Genomic DNA, 18,240 nt, shown 5'->3' with positions numbered 1-18,240 from the left:
TCGGAGGGCGGCACGGCGCCCGAGAAGGCGCGTGCGGCTGGGCGGCAGCGGGCTGCCGGGGCGCATAGGTTAACCCGAGTCGGGGATGCGCGCAGGACGGTGCCGCTCCTTCCCCCGCTGGGGGAAGGAGAAGCCTCAGAGCACCAGCAGCGCCCGGAAGTCGTTGACGTTGGTGTGCGTCGGCCCGGTCACGAACAGGTCGCCGATGGCGTCGAAGTAGCCGTAGGCGTCGTTGCGGTCGAGGTGGTCCGAGAGCTTGCGGCCCGCGTTGGCGGCGCGCGCCAGGGTGTCGGGCGTGACGTAGGCGCCGGCGTTGTCCTCCACGCCGTCGATGCCGTCGGTGTCGGCCGCCAGTGCCCACACGTCGGCCTGGCCGAGCAGCGCGCCCGCGAGGCCCATGCAGAACTCGCCCGCGCGTCCGCCCCGGCCCTTGGCCTGGCCGGGCTGGCGCGGCCGGATGGTGACGGTGGTCTCGCCGCCCGAGAGGATCACGCAGGGCCTGGCGAACGGCGCGCCGCGCTGGGCCACGGCGCGCGCGAGCGCGGCATGCACCTTGCCGACCTCGCGCGATTCGCCTTCCATCTCGTCGCTGAGGACGTGGGCCTCGATGCCGGCGGCGCGCGCGGCCGCGGCGGCGGCCTCGAGCGATTGTTGCGGGGCCGCGATCATGTGGGTCTCGTGGCCCTGGAACACGGCGTCGCCGGGCTTCGGAGTTTCGAGCGCGCCGCTCTCGAGCTGCGCGCGCACCGGCGCCGGCACCTCGATGCGGTAGCGGTCGAGGATGGCCAGCGCGTCGGCACAGGTGGTGGCGTCGGGCACGGTGGGGCCGCTGGCGATCACGGCCGGGTCGTCGCCGGGCACGTCGCTGATGGTGAGCGTGACCACGCGCGCCGGCGCGCAGGCCGCCGCGAGCCGGCCGCCCTTGATGCGCGAGAGGTGCTTGCGCACGCAGTTCATCTCGCCGATGTGGGCGCCGCTGTCGAGCAGCTGCTTGTTGATGCGCTGCTTGTCGGCCAGCGTCAGGCCCTCGGCCGGCAGCACCAGCAGCGAGGAGCCGCCGCCCGAGATCAGGCACAGCACGAGGTCGTCGGCGGTCAGGCCTTCGGTCAGCGCGAGGATGTGCTCGGCGGCCTGCTGGCCGGCCGCGTCGGGCACGGGATGCGCGGCCTCGACGATCTCGATGCGGCTGGGCAGCCCCTCGGGCCGCGGCGGGATGTGGTCGTAGCGCGTGACCACCAGGCCCGACAGCGGCGCGTCGGCCGGCCACAGCGCCTCGAGCGCCTGCACCATCGAACCGCCGGCCTTGCCGGCACCGAGCACCAGCGTGCGGCCCTTGGGCGGCTTGGGCAGGTGCGCGCCCAGGGTCGACAGCGGCAGCGCGCGGTCGACCGCGACGCGGTAGAGGTGTTCGAGGAAGGCGCGCGGCGCCTGGCGGGGATCGGGAGCGGTCGCGTCTTGCAGCGAGGGGGGCGTCGAGGTCTTGGCGGTCATGGGTGGCGTTGTCTCCGGGGCCTGCATTTTGCGGCGAACCGGTGTCCGCCCTCTTGACCGCGGTCTAGTTAGTTGGTCGTCTTCGCTCCGCCCTGGAACCAGCGGCCGATCAGGGCACGCTCCTCGTCGGTGATCGAGGTGGCGTTGTTCATCGGCATGATCTTCGTGACCACCACCTGCTGGTAGATGGCCTGGGCGTGGGCACTCACCTGCTCGGGCGAGTCGACGCGCACGTTCTTCATCTGCACGCTCGCGCCGTGGCACATGTAGCAGCGCTGCTCGAGCACCTTCTGCACGTCCTGGTAGGCCACGGCCGGCGCGCTCTGCGCGGTGGCGGCCACGGGGGCGGCGGGCTCGGGCTTCATCCAGACGATGGTGAGGCCCAGCACGGCCACGCCGACCATCGCATAGGGCAGCGGGTTGCGCGCGTTGCCGAGCTTGAAGCGGTGACGCACCACGAAGAACTGCCGGATCGCCGCGCCGCCGAGCATGATGAGCAGCAGCACGATCCAGTTGTACTTGTGGGTGTAGGTGAAGCTGTAGTGGTTGCTCAGCATCGCGAACAGCACCGGCAGCGTGAAGTAGGTGTTGTGCACGCTGCGCTGCTTGCCGCGCTGGCCGTGCACCGGGTCGACCGGGCGGCCTTCGCGCAGCGCCTGCACGTTCTTGCGCTGGCCCGGGATGATCCAGAAGAACACGTTGCCGCTCATGGTCGTGGCCATCATGGCGCCGACCAGCAGGAAGGCCGCGCGGCCCGCGAACCACTGGCAGGCCAGCCAGGCCGCGAAGGCCACGAAGATCGCGACCAGCACGCCGACGATGGTGTCGCCGTTCCTGCGCCGGCCGAACAGCTGGCAGATGCTGTCGTAGACCATCCAGAACACGACCAGGAAGGCCAGCGCCACGGCGATCGCCGCGCCCGGCTGCCAGTCCATCTTCGACTTGTCGATCAGGTAGGTGCTGGCGTTCCAGAGGTACGACATGGTGAAGAGCGCGAAGCCCGTGAGCCATGTGGAGTAGCTCTCCCAGTACGACCAGTGCAGGTGGTCCGGCAGCTTCTTGGGCGCCAGCAGGTACTTCTGCATGTTGTAGAAGCCGCCGCCGTGCACGGCCCACTGCTCGCCGCCCACGCCCTTGTCGAGCGATTCGGGGTCCTGCGGCTTCTCGAGGCTGTTGTCCAGCATCACGAAGTAGAAGGAGGCGCCGATCCAGGCGATGGCGGTGATGACGTGGACCCAGCGCAGCAGCAGGTTGGCCCAGTCGAGGTAGTAGCTTTCCATGAGGTGCTCTCTCAATCCGCTCGGCGCGGGGGAACGCCGGGCGCGGATGTCTTCGTCCTGCTCACCACTGCGGGCGCTGTAAGCAGAGAAAGTGCCGCGAACGCAGGCTCCGGGTGGGCCTCGCTCCGCTGCGGCAGATACTTGTGGACTGAAAGTGTATACAGTTTTGGCGAGGGGCGGCGTGGTTTTTTGCGGGGCCGGTGCCGGGAAAACCCTGTTCGTGCACCGAAGCGCCGGCTCAGTCCAGCGATTGCAACAACTGTGCCGCCACCGCGACCGCGATCACCTCGGGCTCCTTGCCCGTGATGCCCGGCACGCCGATCGGGCAGGTGACGCGCGCCAGCTCGGCCGCCGTGAAGCCGCGTGCCTCGAGCCGGTGGCTGAAGGTGGCCCACTTGGTCTTGCTGCCGATCAGGCCGATGTAGGGCAGGTCGTCGCGCTCGCGCAGGCGGCGCAGGCAGGCGATCACGATGTCGAGGTCCTCGGCATGGCTGAAGCTCATGATCAGCACGCGGCTGCCGGGCGCGAGCGAGGCCACCGCGTCCTGCACCGGCTCGGAATGCTCGGTCTCGACCTGGGCCGGCAGTTCTTCGGGGAACACGCCGTCGCGGCTGTCGATCCAGCGCACCGAGAACGGCAGGCCCGCGAGCAGCCGCGCGAGCGCAGCGCCCACGTGGCCGCCGCCGAACAGTGCCACCGGCCGCAGGTGCTCGACCAGCGCGCGCCGCAGCTCGGGGATGTCGCTGGCCGAGACGCGCCGGAACGACAGGAACACCACGCCGCCACAGCACTGGCCCAGGCTCGGGCCCAGCGGATAGCGCTGGATGCCGTCGATGGCGCGGCTGCCGGCCAGCAGTTCGCGCGCTTCCTGCGTCGCCTGGAACTCGAGCTGGCCGCCGCCGATGGTGGCCGTGAGGCCCTCGGCCCAGACCGCCATCCAGGTGCCGGCCTCGCGCGGCGCCGAGCCCTGCGTGGATTCGACGCGCACCAGCACCGCGTCTTCGTCGCGAAGACGGGCCAGCAGTTGGTCGACCGCGCCGTTCATGAGCGATACCTTCGGTTGCCGAGGAGTGAGGGAGTCACGGTATAAACCCGGCGATGAATTTTCAGCCCACGACGCGCCGCCTCGCCCTGGCGGTGTCTTTCCTCGCCGCGCTCTGGCTCGCCGGATGCGGCACCACCGGTTCGGTGCCCGGTCAACTGAGCAAGGCCACCGCCGAACCCGGCGCCAGCGGCCGGCCGGCGCCGCGCGCATCGAACGCCACCAGCGCGCGCGACTACCGGCGCGACGCCGCGCGCCATGTCTACGACCTCAACAACCGCCGCATCTATGGTGGACAGCTGCCGCCGGTGCTCTACGCGGTCGGCACGTTGCAGGTCAACCTCGACGGCAGCGGCCGCGTGGTCGCGCTGCACTGGCTGCGCGCGCGCGCAGCATGCGCCCGAGGTCATCGCCGAGATCGAGCGCACCGTGCTGCAGGCCGCGCCCTTCCCGGCCGCGTCGCGGCTCGGGCCGGTCGTGTGGACCGACACCTGGCTCTGGGACAAGAGCGGGCGCTTCCAGCTCGACACGCTGACCGAAGGGCAGTTGCAGCAGTAGCGCCCCCCGCCGCTCCCCGGACGGGGAGCGGCGAGAAGCCTCCGACAGTCACGCTGTCGGCGTTCACGACCCCCGGTAGGTCGAATAGCTCCACGGGCTCACCAAGAGCGGCACGTGGTAGTGCTGGTCGGCATGCGCCACGCCGAAGTCCAGCGACACCTTGTTGAGGAAGTTCGGCTCGGGCAGCGCCACGCCGCGCGCCTTGAAATAGCCCGCCACGTCGAACACCAGCCGGTAGGTGCCGGTCTTCAGCGTGCTGTTGTCGTAGAGCGGGCCGTCGCTGCGGCCGTCGGCATTCAGCGTGAAGCGCTTGACCAGCGTGGCGGCGTCGCCCTCGGTGGTGAAGAGCGCGACCTCCATGCCGGCCGCGGGGCCGCCATGCATCGTGTCCAGTACGTGGGTGCTCAGGCCCATGGGAGTTTCCTTCGGTCGGTCAGGTGAGAGTGCGGGATATTCCGGTGGACAAAAGTGTATACAGTTGTCGGCTTTCGGTCTATCATGAAAAACATGGAGTCCTCCACCACCCGTTCGATCGTCGATGCGCTCACCCGCGCGATCGTCGACCACCGGCTTCAGCCCGGCACCAAGCTGGCCGAGCAGAAGCTGGCGGACCATTTCGGCGTATCGCGCACGCTGGTGCGCCAGGCGCTGTTCCAGCTCGCGCAGAACAAGCTGATCCGGCTCGAGCCCCGCGCGCGGCGCCTTCGTGGCGGCACCCGCGGTCGACGAGGCCAAGCAGGTGTTCGCGGTGCGCCGCATGCTCGAGGCCGAGATGACGCGCGAGTTCGTGCGCACCGTCACGCCGGCCAAGATCAAGGCGCTCAAGGAACACGTGGCGCTCGAGAAATCGGCCGTGTCGGGCGAGGACGTCTCGGGCCGCACCGAGCTGCTCGGCGACTTCCACGTGCGCATGGCCGAGCTCATGGGCAACCAGGTGCTGGCGCAGATCCTCGGCGAGCTGATCTCGCGCTGCGCCCTCATCACGCTCATGTACCAGAGCACCAGCGCCGCCGAGCATTCGAACGACGAGCACGCCGACATCGTCAAGGCGCTGGCCGCGCGCGACGAGGAGCGCGCCGTGCGCCTGATGACCGAGCACCTGCAGCACGTCGAGGCCAACCTGGTGTTCGACCGCAAGGTGCCCACCAGCGACATCTCCCTCGCATTGTCCTGACCCCTTCCACCATGACCGTCTACGACACCACCCTGCCCTACCCGCGCGACCTCGTCGGCTACGGCCGCAACCCGCCCCATGCGCAGTGGCCCGGGCAACGCGCGCATCGCGGTGCAGTTCGTCCTCAACTACGAGGAAGGCGGCGAGAACGCCACGCTGCACGGCGACGCCGGCTCGGAACAATTCCTCTCGGAGATGTTCAATCCCGCGAGCTACCCCGACCGCCACATCAGCATGGAAGGCATCTACGAGTACGGCTCGCGCGTGGGCGTGTGGCGCCTCTTGCGTGAATTCGAGAAGCGCGGCCTGCCGCTCACCGTGTTCGGCGTCGGCATGGCGCTCGAGCGTCATCCCGAGCTCACGGCCGCCTTCAAGGAACTGGGCCACGAGATCGCCTGCCACGGCTGGCGCTGGATCCACTACCAGAACCTCGACGAGGCCACCGAGCGCGAGCACATGCGCCTGGGCATGGAAGCCATCGAGAAGCTCACGGGCGAGCGCGCCCTCGGCTGGTACACCGGCCGCGACAGCCCGCGCACGCGCCGGCTGGTGGCCGACTACGGCGGCTTCGAGTACGACAGCGACTACTACGGCGACGACCTGCCGTTCTGGATGAAGGTGCGCAAGACCGACGGCGCCACCGTGCCGCAGCTCATCGTGCCCTACACGCTCGACTGCAACGACATGCGCTTCGCGCTGCCGCAGGGCTACTCGCACGCCGACCCCTTCTTCCAGTACATGAAGGACAGCTTCGACGCGCTCTACGCCGAGGGCGACGAGGCGCCGAAGATGATGAGCATCGGCATGCACTGCCGCCTGCTCGGGCGCCCGGGCCGCATCGTGGCGCTGCAGCGTTTTCTCGATCACATCGCCAGCCACGAGCGGGTGTGGGTCTGCCGCCGCGTCGACATCGCGCGGCACTGGAAGAAGACCCATCCGTTCGAAGCCTCTTCCCAAGCCTCGCAAGCTTGATCCGTACGGAGGACACACACGCCATGAGCCTGACCATCGAACAACTGAACGCCGCGGGCGCCGACGAAGCCGTCGCGCTGCTCGACGGCACCTACGAGCACTCGCCGTGGATCGCGCGCCGGGCGCTGGCCGCGCGTCCGTTCCGTTCGCTGCAGCACCTGAAGTACGCGCTCGCGCAGGCCGTGAACACGGCCACCAGGGAAGAGCGCCTGGCCCTGATCCGCGCCCACCCCGAGCTCGCGGGCAAGGCGATGGTCAGCAAGACGCTGACGGCCGAATCGACCAACGAGCAGGGCAAGGCCGGGCTCACCGACTGCACGCCCGAGGAGTTCGCGAAGATCCAGCGCCTCAACGCCGACTACAACGCGAAGTTCGGCTTCCCCTTCATCCTCGCGGTGCGCGGCCCGCGCGGCACGGGCCTGTCCAAGCGCGAGATCATCGACACCTTCGAGCGCCGCGCCTACAACCATCCCGACTTCGAGCTCGCCGAGGCGCTGCGCAACATCCACCGCATCGCCGAGATCCGCCTGAACGACAAGTTCGGCACCGAGCCGGCGCTCGGCAACCACGTGTGGGACTGGCAGGAGGCGCTCGCGGTGCACAGCGACCCGGGCTTCGCCGAGAAGGGCCAGCTCACCGTGACCTACCTGACCGACGCGCACCGTGCCTGCGCCGCGCAGATCGCGCGCGAGATGCGCGAGGCCGGCTTCGACTCGGTGGAGATCGACGCGGTCGGCAACGTGGTGGGCCGCTACGAGGGCGCGACGCCCGATGCGAAGACGCTGCTCACGGGCTCGCACTACGACACCGTGCGCAACGGCGGCAAGTACGACGGCCGGCTTGGCATCTTCGTGCCCATGGCCTGCGTGCGCGAGCTCAAGCGCCAGAACCGCCGCCTGCCCTTCTCCTTCGAGGTGGTGGGCTTCGCCGAGGAGGAAGGCCAGCGCTACAAGGCCACCTTCCTCGGTTCGGGCGCGCTGATCGGCCACTTCAACCCGGCCTGGCTCGACCAGAAGGACGCCGACGGCATCACCATGCGCGAGGCGCGCGCCCATGCGGGCCTGCGCGAGGAAGACATCGCCAGGGCGCAGCGCGATCCCTCGAAATACCTGGGCTTCGTCGAGGTGCACATCGAGCAGGGCCCGGTGCTGAACGAGCTCGACATCCCGCTGGGCATCGTGACCTCGATCAACGGCAGCGTGCGCTACGTGGGCGAGGTGATCGGCATGGCCAGCCATGCGGGCACCACGCCGATGGACCGCCGCCGCGACGCGGCCGCGGCCGTGGCCGAGCTGATCCTCTACACCGAGCAGCGCGCCGCGAAGGATGGCGACTCGGTCGGCACCGTCGGCATGCTCGAGGTGCCGAGCGGCTCGATCAACGTGGTGCCCGGGCGCTGCAAGTTCAGCCTCGACCTGCGCGCGCCCAACGACGCGCAGCGCGATGCGCTCGCCAACGACGTGGTGAAGGCGCTGCAGGACATCTGCGAACGCCGCGGCGTGCGCCACACGCTCGAAGAAACGATGCGTGCCTCGGCCGCGCCGAGCGCGCCCGAATGGCAGCAGCGCTGGGAACGCGCGGTCGATTCGCTCGGCGTGCCGCTGTTCCGCATGCCCAGCGGCGCCGGCCACGACGCGATGAAGCTGCACGAGGTGATGCCGCAGGCCATGCTGTTCGTGCGCGGCATCAACTCCGGCATCAGCCACAACCCGCTCGAATCGAGCACCAACGACGACATGGAGCTGGCGGTGCAAGCCTTCCAGCATCTGCTCGACAACCTGAACGGCGCACCGAGCGCCGCCTGAACCCCATGACCGACTACGCAAAGCTCGACGCCTGGATCGACGCCCACTTCGACGAGGAAGTGAAGTTCCTGCAGCAACTGGTGCAGGTGCCCACCGACACCCCGCCCGGCAACAACGCGCCGCATGCCGAGCGCACCGCCGAACTGCTCGAGGGCTTCGGCCTCGTGGCAGAGAAGCACGCCGTGCCGGCGCAGGACGTGAAGGACTACGGCCTCGAATCGATCACCAACCTGATCGTGCGCCGCCGGTACGGCAAGGACGGCGACGGCGGCCGTACCGTGGCGCTCAACGCGCACGGCGACGTGGTGCCGCCCGGCGAGGGCTGGACCCACGATCCCTACGGCGGCGAGATCGCCGACGGCTCGCTCTACGGCCGCGCGGCCGCCGTGAGCAAGAGCGACTTCGCGAGCTTCACCTTCGCGCTGCGCGCGCTCGAAGCGGTCGCGAAGCCGACCAAGGGCGGCGTCGAACTGCACTTCACCTACGACGAGGAATTCGGCGGCATCCTCGGCCCGGGCTGGCTGCTGAAGAACGGCCTCACCAAGCCCGACCTGATGATCGCCGCGGGCTTCAGCTACGAGGTGGTCACGGCCCACAACGGCTGCCTGCAGATGGAAGTGACGGTGCACGGCAAGATGGCGCATGCCGCCATCCCCTCCACCGGCATCGACGCGCTGCAGGGCGCGGTGAAGATCCTCGAGGCGCTCTATGCGCAGAACACGCTCTATAAGCAGGTCAGCTCGAAGGTCGAGGGCATCACGCACCCCTACCTCAACGTCGGCCGCATCGAGGGCGGCACCAACACCAACGTGGTGCCCGGCAAGGTCGTGTTCAAGCTCGACCGCCGCATGATCCCCGAGGAGAACCCGGTCGAGGTCGAGGCCTCGATCCGCCAGGTCATCGCCGACGCGGCGGCCTCGTTCCCGGGCATCACGGTCGAGATCAAGCGCCTGCTGCTGGCCAATTCGATGAAGCCGCTGGCGGGCAACAAGCCGCTGGTCGAGGCGATCCAGAAGCATGGCGGCGAGCTGTTCGGCGAGCCGATCAAGGCCATGGGCACGCCGCTGTACACCGACGTTCGCCTCTATGGCGAGGCCGGCATCCCGGGCGTGATCTACGGCGCCGGCCCGCGCACCGTGCTCGAGTCGCATGCCAAGCGCAGCGACGAGCGCGTGGTGCTCGAGGACCTGCGGCGCGCGACCAAGGTGATCGCGCGCACGCTGAGCGATCTGCTGGCCTGAGCCTCAGGCCGCCACGCGATACCGCCCCGGCGCCACCCCGAAGCAGCGCCGGAACCAGCGCGAGAAATGCGCCTGGTCGGCGAAGCCGCATTCGGCCGCCACGTCCTTCGGCGCCACGCCCTCGCGCAGCAGCGCCTTGGCGCGGCCGATGCGCGCATGTCGCGCGTAGTGCGCGGGCGTCATGCCCACGGCCTCGCGGAAGGCACGCTGGAAGTGCTCGCGCGACACGCCCATGCGGCGCGCGAGCGCGGCCGGGTCGATGCGGCAGGCATCCTCCTCGGCGAGCAGCGCGCAGATCTCCGCCACGCGCGCATCGGGCGCCGGCGGCTGCAGCGGCATCAGTTCGGGGCCGGTCTGGGCACGCAGGATGCGCTCGACCAGGTGGGCGATGCCCGCACCATCCCCCCGCGGTGGCGGCGGCAGCCAGGGCCTCGGCCAGTGCGGCGTCGGGCAGCACCTTGCGCGGCAAGGCGCCGCGCGAGTCCGCGGGCCAACCCAGCCGCGCCGCGACCCAGCCATGCGGCACATAGAGCATCACCATGCGGAAGCTGCGCCGGCTCACGCCCGCGGTGTGCAGCATGTAGGGCGCCATCAGCACCAGCTCGCCCGCATGGGCCACGAGCGCCTCGCCGTCGCAGGTGAACTCGCAGTGGCCCTCGAGGATGGCGCCCACGCTCCATTCGGGATGCCAGTGCGGCGCGAAGCGGGCGCGCGGCTCGGCCGCGAACAGCGCCTCCACGCGCAGGCCCTCGCCCGAGGGCAGCACGACCAGGCGGGAGGACGGCGGCGGCGCGGCGACGGCGGTCATCGCGCGAGGGTAGCGCAGCAGCGCCCTCGACACGATCGCCGCGGGCATCGGCTTCGACCTAGGCAGCGAAGGCACCGCGCACCGTGAGCCCCATCCAGCCGGCCGTGGCCTGCGTGGCGCGCACCTCGCCGAGCAACGCGAGCTCCTCCACCGGATGGTCGTGGAAGCGCAGGGTGGCGCTGCCCGCGCTCCAGCCCGACTCCACGCGATCGACGATGTCGGCGCGCAGGTGGCGCGGCACCGGCACCTCCCGCGGCCGCGTCAGGTCGGGCCAGCCGATCGCGCCGATGGTCGGCGCGCGCAGGAAGCCCAACCGTTCGCCGGGCTCGCCGTTCAGGGTGACGCTGGCATCGACCAGCCGGCGTTCCTTCACGCTGAGGCTGGCGCCGAGCCGGCTGCCTTGGCCCAACGCGGCGGCCGCCGGATGGGCGATCGGCAGGCTGCGCGTGACCCAGGTCTGGCCGATCTTCTTGGGCCAGCCCTGCAGCCAGCCGCGCAGCAGCGAGATGTCCTGGTCGACGTAGATGAAGGGGCAGCAGAAGCGCTGTTCGCCCGGAGGGCCTTCGATCTCGAGCACAACGATGGTCTCGCGGTACTGCGCATAGACGGGGTCGAGCAGCTCCGCGCCATCGGCGCCGCAGAACTGCCAGTCGGCGAAATGCACGCAGCCCTGGCCGGTGGGCCGGCCGAGCCCGGCGGGCAGCAGCGCGGCGGCGCGTTCGGCCTCGAAGTCGAAGGCCACGTTGACCAGCCAGCCGGCGTAGTGCCAGGGCGGCGCCTGCACGAGCGCGCTACGGCCGGAGGCGGTGAAGGGGGGCGAGAACGGGGTGGGCATCGGGGGGCGGTTCACGAAAGTGGAAGACCGCTCCACGATAGGACGCCCGCGCGCGGGCGTCTTGTACGCCAGTGATCCCGCCGCGGCGCCCCGTGGCCTCAGTCCGCCGTCGCGAACGCGCGCGCGATCTCCTGCGTCACCTGGAGGAAGCGCGCCATTTCCGCCATCGAGTTGCAGTGCAGCGGCGAGACGCGCACCGTGCCCTCGAGCCCGAAGGAATCGAGCATGCGCTTCGAGTAGATGCTCGCGGCCGTGCGCTCGTAGACCGTGACGCCGCGCAGCCCGTACTCGTGCACGGCGCGCGTGCAGTCCAGGCCGTCGAAGCCGATGCCCAGGATCAGGTCGCGCCGGCTCAGGTCGGGATGGTCGAGGAACACGCGCACGCCCGGCATGGCGCGCAGGCCCGGCTGGCCGTCCACGCCCTCGAGCAGCGCCGCGAGCAGCGCGCGTTCGTGCAGCTCGATGTGCGCGATGCCGGCCGCGAACAGTTCGCGCCGCCCGGTGGCCTCGCTGAAGTGGCCGCCGAGCCAGCAGACGTAGTCGACGATCTCGCTGACCACCGCGAACTGCCAGGGCGCCACGCTGCCGAGGTCCCAGTGGCCGGCCTTCTTGCCCGCGAGCTTGTGGTGCGGCAGGGCCGCGGCGCGCTCCGACATCCAGGCGATGCCCGAGCCGCGGCAGCCGAAGAACTTGTAGGGCGCGAGGTTGATGCCGTCCACCGGCGTCTTGCGCAGATCGATCAGCCCGTGCGGCGCATGCTGCACCGCGTCCACGACGATGTAGAGATCGGGCTTGACCTCGCGCGCGCGCCGCACGATGGCCTCGATGTCGAGCTTCGCACCCGAGATGTTCGAGGCGTAGATCACGTTGAGCAGGCAGGTGTCGGCGTCGACCAGCCGCACGATCTCGTCGACGTCGATGCCGCCGGTCTCGGGGTTGCTGCGCGCCACGCGCAGCTCGCGGCCGGTGCGCTCGGCATAGAGCGCCATCGCGTCGTAGGCCGAGGGATGCTCGAGCACGGTGGTCACCATGTTCGTGCCGCTCACGTTCTCGGCCACCGCGCGCACCATGTCGAACATGGCGCCCGAGGCGGTGAGCGCCGCGAAGATGCTGCCGCCCTCGGCGTTGAGGATGGTGCGCACGTCGTCCCAGCCGCGCGCCTGCACGGCCTGCAGCTCGAGCGCGGTCTCGTGGATGCGCTCGGTGTTGTCGGCACCGCGTCGATGGCCGCGAAGCGCTCGATGGCGGCCTTGAGCCGGAACGAGCCGCCCGCGTTGTCGAAGTACAGACGCTCGCGCCCGTGGTGGTCGCGCTCCACGAGCAGGAAGCGCTCGCGCACCTCGCGCATCAGCGCGTCGGAGAAGGCCAGGCCGCGCGGATGCCGCGCGCCGTTCGGAGAAGAAGAACTCACGCTCACACGCCCTTGTTGTTCGGGTTCTTGTAGGTCTCGCGCACCGCGTCCGACATCGGGAAGTCGAGGCTCACGTTGCGCGGCGGGATCGGTTGCGTGAACCAGCGCGCGTAGAGCTTGTCGATCTCGCCCGACTTCATGAGGCCGGCCACGGTCTGGTCGACGATCGCCTTGAACTCGGGATCGTCCTTGCGCAGCATGATCCCGTAGGGCTCCTGGCGCAGCGACTCCTTCAGCAGCTTGTAGTCGCCCGCGTTGGGCTGGTTGGCGATCAGGCCGGCGAGCTGCACGTCGTCGAGCACGTAGGCCGCGGCACGGTCGCTCGCGAGCAGCAGGAAGGCATCGGCCGTGTCCTTGCCCGCGATCTCCTGCACGTCGATGCCGTTCTTGCGCGCGCCGCGCAGCAGCTGGATCGAGGTGCTGCCGGCCACGGTGGCCACGGTCTTGCCCTGCAGGTCGGCGAAGCTGTTGATGCCCGAACTCTTCTTGACCGCCGCCGTGATGTTGGTGACGAAATGGCTGGGCGCGAAGTCCACCTGCTGCTGGCGCTGCGTGGTGTTGGTGGTGGTCGCGCAGTCGAGGTCCACGGTGCCGTTCTGCAGCAGCGGGATGCGGTTGGTGGAGTTCAGCAGCGTGTAGCGCACGTCGAGCTTGGGCAGGTTCAGCCTGGCCTTCACCGCCTCGACGATCTTCAGGCAGATCTCGTTGGTGAAGCCGATCGGCGCCGCGTCGGCGCTGGTCTTGTACGAGAACGGGATCTGGGTGTCGCGGCTGCCGATCTGGATCGTGCCGCTGTCCTTGATCTTGCGCAGCGTGCCGCTGTCCTGGGCGGCGGCGGCGCCGCAGGCCACTGCGAGGGCGATGCCGAGTGCGGCGGGGCGTGAGAAGGCGCGTGGGAAGTGCATGGTGAAGTCCTTGGCCGTGTGGTTTGAATACGAAAGTGGTGGGCGCAACCGGTTCGGAGCGCATCTTCGGCGCGGCTTCAAGTTTCCAAAAGCGATTTTTATTCATCGAAAAAGATCGCTTAAAGTGTTCTATCGCCCAAGGAACGCACCGCCATGATGACCTTCAAGCAGCTCGAGGCCCTCTACTGGATCGCCCGCCTGGGCGGCTTCGCGCAGGCCGCCAACCAGCTCCACACCTCGCAGTCGGCGGTGTCGAAGCGGGTGCACGAGCTCGAGGCGCTGTTCGACACCGAGCTGTTCGACCGCAGCCAGCGCAGCGCGCGGCTCACCGAGAAGGGCGAGGAGATGTACGTGCTCGCGCAGAAGCTGCTGGCGCAGCGCGACGCGGCGGTCGAGCAGTTCGGCAAGCCCGGCGTGGTGGAGCGCCGGCTGCGCATCGGCGTGACCGAGCTCACGGCCATGACCTGGCTGCCGCGGCTGGTGCGGCTGATCCAGCAGCACTACCCGAAGGTGATCCTCGAGCCCGACGTCGACGACAGCCTGCAGCTGCGCGACAAGCTGCTGGCCGACGAGCTCGACCTGGTGTTCCTGCCCGACAGCTTCGCCGACGCGCGCATGGCGAGCAAGGCGATCGGCGAGGTGAGGAGCGCCTGGATGTGCAAGCCCGGCGTGGTGCCCGCCGACGCGCCGCTGCGGCTGCACGAGCTGGCGCGCCAGCGCATGCTGGTGCAGGGCGGCAACTCGGGCACGGGCCGCGCCTACGACGCCTGGATGAAGGAACAGGGCGTGCAGCCGGCGGACACCATCGTGGTCAGCAACCTGATCGCGCTGGTCGGCCTCACGGTGTCCGGCCTGGGCGTGAGCTACCTGCCGCGCGAATGCCTGCGGCCGATGGTGGCGGCCGGCATGCTGGCCGAGATCGAGGTGGCGCCGGCCCTGCCGGTGGTGCGCTACGTGGCGATGCACAAGGGCGAGCACCGCAGCGCACTGACCTCGTCGATCGTGATGCTCGCGCAGTCCTGTTGCGACTTCACGCGCATGTTCCAGGCGCAGGCCGACGACGCGATGACGGGCTGATGTCGCGGGTCGCGCGGCGAGCGTGACAGCGGCGTGACTTTCGAAAAAACTTTCATGGGCGCGTCATGGCGCGCACAGAGACTCCAGCGCGTTCCCGGCGCCTGCGCGCCGTGTCCGTCCCCGAGCGCCGCGGCATCGCCGTGGCTGCCTCGTGCTCCTCTCCGTGTCCCTGTTCCCGTCTTCATGAAATCCCTGCCTTCCCTCTCCGGCGTGCCGCTGTCGCGCCTCGCCTTCTCGCTCGTGCTCGGCACGGCCATGCTCGCCGGCTGCGGCGGCGGTTCCGACAGCCGCGTGGTGTTCGGCGGCCTGCCCGCCGCGCCCGCCCCGGCACCCGCGCCCCCGGCCCCGCCGCCCGCGCCGGCCGCCGAAGCCGGCCGCTGGACCGTCGGCGACCTGCACGTCCACACCTGGCAGTCCGACGACACGCAGCAGATCTCCACGCTCGACCAGGTGCTGGCCAAGGCCTTCGACCGCTTCGGCCTCGACTGGGTCGCGATCTCGGACCACCTGCGCCTCTCGTCCTACGACAACGACGGCCGCACCCTGCCGGCGCAGATCCCGTTCTCCGAAGGCATGGCCAAGTACCAGGTGCCGCGCATCAAGGCGCTGCAGGCCAGCGGCAAGTACGCCGACAAGACCATCTTCGCCTCGGCCGAATGGGACATGCCCGCGCACGACCACGGCAACGTCGGCATCCTGACCGACAGCCCGATGTCGGATGCCGCGCTCAAGGCCGTGAGCCAGTTCGAGTACCTGTTCACCAACCGCGACGCCGCGCTGTTCCCGGCCGCCGACGTGGCCGCCTGGGGGACCGAAGGCCGGCACCGGCTACAACACCCACGCCGAGACGATGCAGGCCGTGGCCTGGCTCAAGAAGAACTACCCGACCACCAGCTACCTGCAGATCAACCATCCCTCGCGCAACCCCGGCAAGTACACGATCGCGCAGCTGCGCGAGATGAACGACCTCGCGCCCGACATCGTGTTCTCGCTCGAGGGCATGGTCGGCAACCAGATGGAGCCCGACCGCGGCGGCTACAACAGCGCCTACATCGACGCCAACCTGCCCTCGCGCACCTACGGCGGCGTCGACCACCTCGTGGCCAAGCTCGGCGGCACCTGGGACGCGCTGCTGTCGGAAGGCCGCCGGATCTGGAACGTGGCCGATTCCGACTACCACTTCACCACCTCGCGCGGCCTCTACAGCAGCGGCTACGCGCCCGGCGAATACGCCAAGAACCACCTGTTCGGCGACATCAAGGATCCGAAGTCGCTGCTCGCGGCGATGCGCGCGGGCCGGCTGTTCGCGGTCAACGGCGACCTGATCGACGCGCTCGACTTCCAGGTCAGGAGCAGCAAGGGTGCCGGCCGCATGGGCACCGAGCTCGCGGCCGCCGCGGGCGAGGAGCTGCAGATCACCGTGCGCTTCAAAAGCCCCGAGCGCAACAACTTCGAGTACCAGCTCGGCAGCGGCCTCTATGCCAACGTGAAGCCCGTGGTCGATCACATCGACCTGATCGCGGGCGACGTGACCGGCCGCGAGCAGCCCGGCACGCCCGGCTACGACCGCGCGACCAATCCGTCGACGCGCGTCGTCAAGCGCTTCACGCGCGCCGACTGGAAGCTCGATGCCGAGGGCTACTACGCCGCCAGCTTCACCGTGAAGGCCGGCGCCAACCAGTACTTCCGGCTGCGCGGCACCAACCTGGGCACCGACGTGCCCGGCGAGACCGCCAACGGCGAGCCGCTGCCCGACGCGCGCACCGAGGGCAACGACAACGTGGCGCGCTTCAATGCGATCAACGCACGCAACTACGCCGACCTCTGGTTCTATTCGAACCCGGTGTTCGTGAAGGTGGCGGCGAAGTAGGCCCGGTTCGGCCTTTTCCCGCCCTTTCCGCGCGAGAGCGCCGTGGCCCCTGGGCCCGGCGCTCTTTTTTCTTGCAGCAGCGGCCGGCGCGCCCGCACCCGCGTCTCAGGGAATCTACGGATATATGAATATCTGGATGATCTTGATTGTGCTCAGTTTTTGTATACAAATAACGAACTCAAAAACGGGCGCACAAATTGCGTCGCAAGCCGGTCCTCCAACGCAACCCAAATCGAAGAGACGAGGTAAAGACCATGAGCACAGCCGTCAGCCAGACGCCCGCCGGGGCCAGCGCAGCCAGCGCCCCGGCGCACGCCGAATCGAATGCCCTCATCAAGCCCGGCTACGACCCGCGCCTGACCAACGAGGACCTCGCGCCGCTCAGGAAGCAGACCTGGGGGCAGTACAACATCTTCGCGTTCTGGATGTCCGACGTGCACAGCGTGGGCGGCTACATCACGGCCGGCAGCCTGTTCGCGCTCGGCCTGTCGAGCTGGCAGGTGCTGGTGTCGCTGCTGGTGGGCATCGTGATCGTGCAGATCTTCTGCAACCTGGTCGCCAAGCCCAGCCAGGTGACCGGCACGCCCTACCCCGTGATGTGCCGCGCCTCCTTCGGCGTGCTCGGCGCCAACATCCCGGCCATCATCCGCGGCCTGATCGCGGTGGCCTGGTACGGCGTGCAGACCTACCTCGCCTCGGCCGCCTTCATGGTGCTGGCGCTGCACATGTTCCCCAACCTCGCGCCCTACGCCGACCTGGCGCAGCACGGCTTCGTGGGCCTGTCGACGCTGGGCTGGGTCGCCTTCATGGTGATGTGGGTGCTGCAGGCCTTCGTGTTCTGGCACGGCATGGACGCGATCCGCAAGTTCATCGACTGGGCCGGCCCGGCGGTCTACGTGGTGATGGCCATCCTGTGCGGCTGGCTGGTGTGGAAGGCCGGCTGGAAGAACATCGACCTGAACCTCGGCGGCATCAAGTTCCAGGGCTGGGACGCGCTGCCGGTGATGCTGTCGGCCATCGCGCTGGTGGTCAGCTACTTCAGCGGCCCGATGCTCAACTTCGGCGACTTCTCGCGCTACGGCAAGAGCTTCGACGCGGTGAAGAAGGGCAACTTCTGGGGCCTGCCGATCAACTTCGTGTTCTTCTCGCTGCTGACCGTGATCACCACCGCCGCCACGCTGCCGGTGTTCGGCGAACTCATCACCGACCCGGTGCACACCGTGGGCAAGATCGACAGCACCACCGCCGTGGTGCTGGGCGCGCTGACCTTCATGATCGCCACCATCGGCATCAACATCGTCGCCAACTTCGTCTCGCCGGCCTTCGACTTCTCGAACGTGGCGCCGCAGCACATCAGCTGGCGCACCGGCGGCATGATCGCCGCCGTGGGCTCGGTGTTCCTCACGCCGTGGAACCTCTACAACAGCCCCGAGGTCATCCACTACACGCTCGACGTGCTGGGCTCGTTCATCGGCCCGCTGTTCGGCATCCTGATCGCCGACTACTACCTGGTGCGCAAGCAGCAGATCGACGTGGATGCGCTCTACAGCATGAGCACGCAGGGCAAGTACTGGTACAGCGGCGGCTACAACCCGAAGGCGATCCAGGCGCTGATCCCCTCGGCGCTGGTGCCGATCCTGTGCGTGATGGTGCCGACCCTGCGCGGCGCGGCCAACTACGCCTGGTTCATCGGCATGGCGCTGGGCTTCGTGATCTACGCGCTGCTGAACCGCAACACCAAGACCTGAACACACCGCAAGAGAAAGGGAGC

The 18,240-nt window shown here is 69.2% G+C and carries 13 protein-coding genes and 5 pseudogenes; 8 read left to right on the top strand and 10 right to left on the bottom strand.

Translation table 11 applies throughout. The features are described 5' to 3' along the window. Positions 1–135 precede the first annotated feature (135 nt). The 3 genes from ACHMXE_RS19160 to xdhC form a co-directional block, all read right to left on the bottom strand. Positions 136–1,491 (bottom strand): glycerate kinase, encoded by a 1,356-nt coding sequence (locus ACHMXE_RS19160; RefSeq protein ID WP_395350706.1) that lies wholly within the window; start codon positions 1,489–1,491, stop codon positions 136–138. Between the two features lie 68 nt (positions 1,492–1,559). Further along, positions 1,560–2,771 carry a urate hydroxylase PuuD gene (locus tag ACHMXE_RS19155; RefSeq protein WP_395350704.1) on the bottom strand — a complete coding sequence of 404 codons (1,212 nt, stop codon included), beginning with the start codon at positions 2,769–2,771 and terminating at the stop codon, positions 1,560–1,562. 238 nt (positions 2,772–3,009) lie between these two features. Continuing rightward, positions 3,010–3,816 (bottom strand): xanthine dehydrogenase accessory protein XdhC, encoded by an 807-nt coding sequence (gene xdhC, locus ACHMXE_RS19150; RefSeq protein WP_395350702.1) that lies wholly within the window; start codon positions 3,814–3,816, stop codon positions 3,010–3,012. 53 nt (positions 3,817–3,869) lie between these two features. Here xdhC and ACHMXE_RS19145 point away from each other — a divergent pair. Then, positions 3,870–4,371 (top strand): annotated as a pseudogene (locus tag ACHMXE_RS19145) (hypothetical protein). A gap of 63 nt (positions 4,372–4,434) precedes the next feature. Here ACHMXE_RS19145 and uraH read toward each other — a convergent pair. After that, on the bottom strand, positions 4,435–4,785 hold the full coding sequence (gene uraH / locus ACHMXE_RS19140; RefSeq protein WP_203202341.1) for a hydroxyisourate hydrolase: 351 nt from the start codon (positions 4,783–4,785) through the stop codon (positions 4,435–4,437). Positions 4,786–4,869: 84 nt separating this feature from the next. On the opposite strand from uraH, the pseudogene ACHMXE_RS19135 reads away from it, so the two are divergent. From ACHMXE_RS19135 to ACHMXE_RS19120, 4 genes and pseudogenes are all read left to right on the top strand, one after another. After that, positions 4,870–5,545 (top strand): annotated as a pseudogene (locus tag ACHMXE_RS19135) (GntR family transcriptional regulator). An 11-nt stretch (positions 5,546–5,556) separates the two neighbouring features. Next, positions 5,557–6,517 (top strand): annotated as a pseudogene (gene puuE, locus ACHMXE_RS19130) (allantoinase PuuE). 23 nt (positions 6,518–6,540) lie between these two features. Further along, complete coding sequence (gene uraD / locus ACHMXE_RS19125; RefSeq protein ID WP_395350701.1) at positions 6,541–8,322, top strand: 2-oxo-4-hydroxy-4-carboxy-5-ureidoimidazoline decarboxylase; 1,782 nt, start codon at positions 6,541–6,543, stop codon at positions 8,320–8,322. A 5-nt stretch (positions 8,323–8,327) separates the two neighbouring features. After that, positions 8,328–9,563, top strand: coding sequence for a M20 family metallopeptidase (locus ACHMXE_RS19120; protein WP_395350699.1), 1,236 nt, complete (start codon positions 8,328–8,330; stop codon positions 9,561–9,563). A gap of 3 nt (positions 9,564–9,566) precedes the next feature. Here the strand turns inward: ACHMXE_RS19120 and ACHMXE_RS19115 are convergent, their stop codons facing one another. The 5 genes and pseudogenes from ACHMXE_RS19115 to ACHMXE_RS19095 form a co-directional block, all read right to left on the bottom strand. Continuing rightward, positions 9,567–9,902, bottom strand: a complete 336-nt coding sequence (locus ACHMXE_RS19115; RefSeq protein WP_395350697.1) for a helix-turn-helix transcriptional regulator — start codon at positions 9,900–9,902, stop codon at positions 9,567–9,569. Between the two features lie 91 nt (positions 9,903–9,993). Beyond that, positions 9,994–10,371, bottom strand: a pseudogene (locus ACHMXE_RS19110) (AraC family ligand binding domain-containing protein); the annotation flags it as partial. 58 nt (positions 10,372–10,429) lie between these two features. Continuing rightward, positions 10,430–11,206: an acetoacetate decarboxylase family protein gene (locus ACHMXE_RS19105; RefSeq protein ID WP_395350695.1), complete on the bottom strand. Its 777-nt coding sequence runs from the start codon at positions 11,204–11,206 to the stop codon at positions 10,430–10,432. 98 nt (positions 11,207–11,304) lie between these two features. After that, positions 11,305–12,554: pseudogene (locus tag ACHMXE_RS19100) on the bottom strand (aminotransferase class V-fold PLP-dependent enzyme). Positions 12,555–12,619: 65 nt separating this feature from the next. Beyond that, positions 12,620–13,522: an amino acid ABC transporter substrate-binding protein gene (locus ACHMXE_RS19095; RefSeq protein ID WP_395350693.1), complete on the bottom strand. Its 903-nt coding sequence runs from the start codon at positions 13,520–13,522 to the stop codon at positions 12,620–12,622. A gap of 156 nt (positions 13,523–13,678) precedes the next feature. Here ACHMXE_RS19095 and ACHMXE_RS19090 point away from each other — a divergent pair, with 156 nt between their 5' ends. Continuing rightward, a complete protein-coding gene (locus ACHMXE_RS19090; protein WP_395352717.1) occupies positions 13,679–14,599 on the top strand; it encodes a LysR family transcriptional regulator in 921 nt (306 codons plus the stop codon). Between the two features lie 521 nt (positions 14,600–15,120). Here the strand turns inward: ACHMXE_RS19090 and ACHMXE_RS19085 are convergent. Beyond that, entirely contained in the window at positions 15,121–15,330 is a 210-nt protein-coding gene (locus ACHMXE_RS19085) for a hypothetical protein (RefSeq protein WP_395350691.1), read from the bottom strand. A 119-nt stretch (positions 15,331–15,449) separates the two neighbouring features. Here ACHMXE_RS19085 and ACHMXE_RS19080 point away from each other — a divergent pair, with 119 nt between their 5' ends. Both ACHMXE_RS19080 and ACHMXE_RS19075 read left to right on the top strand, forming a co-directional pair. Continuing rightward, complete coding sequence (locus ACHMXE_RS19080; protein WP_395350689.1) at positions 15,450–16,469, top strand: hypothetical protein; 1,020 nt, start codon at positions 15,450–15,452, stop codon at positions 16,467–16,469. Positions 16,470–16,723: 254 nt separating this feature from the next. Beyond that, a complete protein-coding gene (locus ACHMXE_RS19075) occupies positions 16,724–18,217 on the top strand; it encodes an NCS1 family nucleobase:cation symporter-1 (protein ID WP_395350688.1) in 1,494 nt (497 codons plus the stop codon). The last annotated feature ends 23 nt before the right edge of the window (positions 18,218–18,240 follow it).

Source organism: Variovorax sp. UC122_21, assembly GCF_044056785.1.
Lineage (GTDB): Bacteria > Pseudomonadota > Gammaproteobacteria > Burkholderiales > Burkholderiaceae_C > Variovorax.
The sequence above is the reverse complement of the archived record's forward strand: the minus strand, read 5'-3'. Positions and strand labels throughout refer to the sequence as shown.